Origin of the sequence: Brevundimonas sp. (assembly GCF_041648615.1) — a bacterium.
Lineage (GTDB): Bacteria > Pseudomonadota > Alphaproteobacteria > Caulobacterales > Caulobacteraceae > Brevundimonas.
This window is the reverse complement of record NZ_JBAZOS010000085.1, coordinates 1-3074: the sequence shown is the minus strand read 5'-3', so window position 1 is coordinate 3074 and position 3074 is coordinate 1. Positions and strand designations below refer to the sequence as shown.

The 3074-nt window shown below is 68.9% G+C and carries 2 protein-coding genes and 1 pseudogene; 1 reads left to right on the top strand and 2 read right to left on the bottom strand.

Annotation, left to right across the window (positions count from 1 at the left end; genetic code table 11):
- Positions 1–1210 (bottom strand): DEAD/DEAH box helicase (locus tag WC555_RS15535; RefSeq protein WP_373255028.1); only part of this gene is annotated, 1210 nt, incomplete at its 3' end.
- A 241-nt stretch (positions 1211–1451) separates the two neighbouring features.
- Between WC555_RS15535 and WC555_RS15530 the strand changes: the two genes are divergently transcribed.
- A complete protein-coding gene (locus WC555_RS15530; RefSeq protein WP_373255027.1) occupies positions 1452–1814 on the top strand; it encodes a hypothetical protein in 363 nt (120 codons plus the stop codon).
- Between the two features lie 755 nt (positions 1815–2569).
- Here the strand turns inward: WC555_RS15530 and WC555_RS15525 are convergent.
- A pseudogene (locus WC555_RS15525) lies at positions 2570–3074 on the bottom strand (peptidase M56); the annotation flags it as partial.

Genomic DNA, 3074 nt, shown 5'->3' with positions numbered 1-3074 from the left:
GGCCGCGAGCGGGACGGTCGGCGCGCTCGGGGCGGTCGCCGTCGCGGCTGGCGGCGGGCGCCTTGCCGGGAGCGAAGTCGAGGCCGTCGAGAACCAGTTCCTCGGGGTCCATCTTGATCAGCTTCAGGACCTTGTCGAGCGAGCGGTCGTCGCCCGGCGTCACGATCATGAAGGTCTGGCCCAGCTTGCCCGCGCGGCCGGTCCGGCCGATGCGGTGAACGTAGTCGTCGGCGTGGTGCGAGACGTCATAGTTGAAGACGTGGCTGACGTCGGGGATGTCGAGGCCGCGGGCGGCGACGTCGGAGGCGACCAGCAGTTTCAGCTCGCCCGAACGGAAGGCGGCGAGGGTCTTCATCCGCAGCGACTGGTCGAGGTCGCCGTGGATCGGGGCGGCGTCGAAACCGTGCTGCTTCAGCGACTTGGCGACCACGTCGACTTCGGATTTGCGGTTGCAGAAGACGATGCCGTTGCGCACGTCGGCGCGGCCGATCAGGGCGCGCAGGGCGGCGCGCTTGGCCTTGGGGTCGCTGGTCGGGATGCGGACCAGATACTGGGTGATGGTCTCGGCCGTCATGGCCGGGCGCGAGGCCTCCAGCCGGGTCGGGTCCTTGAGGAACTGGGTCGTCAACCGGGTGATCTCGGGCGGCATGGTGGCCGAGAAGAACAGGGTCTGGCGGCGCGGCGGCGTCAGTTTGAAGATGCGCTCGATGTCGGGAATGAAGCCCATGTCGAGCATGCGGTCGGCTTCGTCGATGACCATGATCTCGACGCCGTTCAGCATGACCTTGCCGCGCTCGAACAGGTCCAGCAGGCGGCCCGGGGTGGCGATCAGGACGTCGACGCCCTTGTTCAGCAGGGTCACCTGGTCGCCCATGGAGACGCCGCCGATCAGCAGGGCCCAGCTCAGCTTGGTGCCCTTGGCGTATTTCTCGAACGAGGAGGCGACCTGGTCGGCCAGTTCGCGGGTCGGGGCCAGGACGAGGGCGCGCGGCATGCGGGCCTTGGCCCGGCCCGACGACAGCCGGTCGATCATCGGCAGGGTGAAGGCGGCGGTCTTGCCGGTGCCGGTCTGGGCGATGCCCAGAACGTCGCGACCGGCGAGGGCGACCGGAATGGCCGAGGCCTGGATCGGGGTGGCGGTGGTGTAGCCGGTGTCGGCGACCGCCTTGAGGGTCGTGGGCGAGAGGCCCAGCATGGAGAATTCGGTCATAGGTCCTTGGGACTGGAAGAAGGACGCCCCGCGCATCGGGCCGTCGTGCGATGTCGCGGAACCGCCCTGAATCTCTGGGCGAGCGGGCGGCGCGGATTCGCCAGTCCTGTTCCGAACGTGCGCCGGATATAGAAGTCCCCCCGAGAGAGTCAACTATTCGTGCGCGCCGGAAGCCGGGGGTTGGCATTCCCTAAACGATTGTTAATAGTCCGCGCCGGGAAGGGTTGAATGAGGGATCAGTATGCTGCGTACGTTCGGCGCCGCGACTCTTGCGGTCGCATGTCTGATGGCCGGCTCTGTTCGGGCCGACATGAATTCCGCCTTCGGCAACACTGTGGTGTCGCGATACCCTGACGGGGGCTGGGTCAAGCACTGGTTCAATCCGGACGGGACCTATTCGGCCCAGTTTTCCGATGGCCGGCGTCTGGCGGCGCGCTGGTCAGTGAATGGCGAGCGCATCTGCCTGACCCATATGCGGCCCTATATGCTGGTGCCCCGCTTCTGCACCACCATGGTCGAGGCCTCCGTCGGCCAGACCTGGCATTCGCGTGATCCGATGGGACGGCGGGTGCAGAACGTCCTGGTCGAAGGCCGGGCGCCTTAGGGGCGAGGCGTTTCTCGAACGCGGGCATGGGTCATCGTCCTTTCGGCGTATTCGCTGAAAAGTTCGGGGAGGGCGCGGGGCGACCGGGCTCGCCCGGTGCGTTTGAGTAGTTACCGTTTCGACGAGACAGCCGCCCCGCGTCGTCGTTTTCCACGCGCCCGCCGGCCGCCGGCCCTGTTCGGGCCTTGCCGACTCCCGGACGGTTCCTCGCGGTCCCGGACGGGGGAGGACGTGCAGGCCTGTAGCCCGAGAGGTCCCACGCATCAGGCGCGCGGCGAGCAGGAAGACGCCATCCATCGACGTCCTCAAGGACCCCCGAGGTCTGCGTCCCCCGGGCTTCATCGCTCGACCACAGCCCGCCGCCATCGAGAAGCGTGGATCCGACGCCCTCCCCACCGACGGGATGGGGAGAGTCTCGCACGGGCTCTTCCTATGGCGGGCAAATCGCCGGATCTTTCTGCGTTCCCTCGCTAGATCAACGGGTTGTCAATTAAAACTCGTCTGTTTCACACCGAATCCCTAGCATCCCGACACCGTGCATCCCCGCGAAGGCGGGGACCCAGGCTTTGGCCTCACCGCCGGTGTCTGAACGAGCATGGGTTAGCTCAGCCAGCCTCGCTGCCGCTCAAACCTGGGTCCCCGCCTTCGCGGGGATGCACGGAGAGGGCCATGCGCTCAAGGGGATGCCGGGAGACTGTCTCCTCCCTGTTCGCGGCGCGAACGGGGGAGGAGACGTCGCCCCTGACCGGGTCCCGTCAGGCCGGGTTCGCCGCCTGCCGGCGCATGTCGGCGGCGCCGGCCTCCATGTCGTCGGCGCCGCTTTCCATATTCGGTATGGCGTCCAGCAGCTCGCGGTCGGTGATCGTCCGGCCTTGCTCGCGGGCGCGGGCGATCTGTTCGGCGCGGTAGGCGGGATCGCGAAGCTTGCGGGCCTCCTCGCGCATGGTCCGGGCGCCCTCGACCATCTGCTCGGCGCCCCGGCGCATCTGCACCCGGGCCTCGGCCATCTGACGGGCGACCTCGACCCGAGTTTCGTCGGCCTCGGCGCGGGCGCGGGCGGCCCGTTCCCGCGCCGCGGAGGCGTCGGCGAGGGCCATGGCCCGGGCTTCGGCCGCCCGGGCGCGGGATTCCCCCGCATGGGCCCGCGCTTCGCCCGCCGCCGCGCGGGCGTGGACGGCCGCTTCGCGCGCGGCGGCGACAGCGGCGCGGCGTTCCGCCTGGTCCTGACCGGAGGGGGTGTAGCGGCCGTCGTATGAAGTG